Annotated in this window: 1 protein-coding gene; it reads right to left on the bottom strand. The window is 68.9% G+C overall.

From position 1 onward, the window contains the following. Positions 1-300: 300 nt before the first annotated feature. The coding region (cfa, locus tag DK254_RS21435) for a cyclopropane fatty acyl phospholipid synthase (protein WP_256595920.1) at positions 301-1,386 on the bottom strand (1,086 nt) is incomplete at its 5' end.

The following is a 1,386-nucleotide window of genomic DNA, read 5'->3' as shown; positions in this document are numbered from 1 at the left end:
GTTGTGGGGGTTGCCGGGGGTTATGGTGCAGGCTGAACGTCCGCCCCTCTCCCTAACCCTCTCCCTGAAGGGAGAGGGGACCGTTCGGAGCGCTTGGGTATTTCCGAATCAGCCGGCAATACCGACGGTTTCCGGCTGAAACCATTCCGTCTCTCGGCACGGACAAGCCCCCTCTCCCTTCAGGGAGAGGGCTGGGGAGAGGGGGCGGAGTCATCCCCGGCACCTGAGCCGCCGGGGAACTCCGTTCGCGAGCAAGAGCTAGGCGCCCCCCTCGCTCCTACAAAAAGCAAAAGCCGGTGCTCAGCTCACCCGCCGGTACCCACCCATCACCCCACGCCGCGACATCACCCACTGCCACAGCTGGATGTCCCGCGCGCGGAAGGCCCCTGCGCAGGACAGCAGGTAGTACCGCCACATGCGGTAGAAGCGCTCGCCCAGCACCTCGGCGAAGCGCGGCCAGCTCGCCTCGAAGTTGCGTGCCCAGGCCATCAGGGTGCGGTCGTAGTCGGCGCCGAAGTTGTGCAGGTCCTCCACCACCAGCAGGCCGTCGGCGGCGTCGCCGATCTGGCCGATGGAGGGCAGGTCGCCGTTGGGGAAGATGTATTTGTCGATCCAGCGGTCCGGCACGCTGCGGCGCTGGTTCTTGCCGATGGTGTGCAGCAGGAACAGGCCGTCGTCGTCCAGGCAGCGCGCCGCCACCTCCATGAAGGTGCGGTGGTTCTTGCGCCCGACGTGCTCGAACATGCCGATGCTGACGATGCGTTCGAAGCGCTCGCCGAGGTCGCGGTAGTCCTGCAGGCGGAACTCCAGCGGCAGCCCGGCGTAGCGCTTGCGCGCCCATTCGCACTGCTCGCGGGAGATGGTCACGCCCACGCACTCCACGCCGTAGCGCTCGGCGGCGAAGGCCATGAAGCTGCCCCAGCCGCAGCCGATGTCCAGCACGCGCATGCCCGGGCGCAGGTCGAGCTTGCGGCACACCAGGTCGAGCTTGGCCTCCTGGGCCTGGGCCAGGTCGTCGGCGTCCTTCCAGTAGCCGCAGGTGTAGGTCATGCGTGGGTCGAGCATGGCGGCGTAGAAGTCGTTGCCCAGGTCGTAGTGGCGCTCGCCCACCGCCCAGGCGCGCTGCGCCGTCTGCAGGTTGCACAGGCGCGCCTGCAGGGCGTGGAGGATCAGCGTGGCCGGGCTGACCTGGTCGACCACCCCGCTGCGCAGCAGGCGGGCGAAGAACTCGTCGAGCTGGTCGCAGTCCCAGTCGCCGTCCATGTAGGCCTCGCCGAGGCCGAGGTTGCCCTGGGCCAGGGCGCGTTGCGGCACGCCGGGGTGGTTCAGACGCATGTCCCAGGGCTGGCGGCCGTCGAGGCCGAGGCCGGCCTGCTGGAGCAGCGA

It is taken from the genome of Pseudomonas sp. RW407, assembly GCF_003176655.1.
Taxonomy (GTDB): domain Bacteria; phylum Pseudomonadota; class Gammaproteobacteria; order Pseudomonadales; family Pseudomonadaceae; genus Pseudomonas; species Pseudomonas delhiensis.
This window is presented reverse-complemented; position numbering and strand designations above follow the sequence as displayed.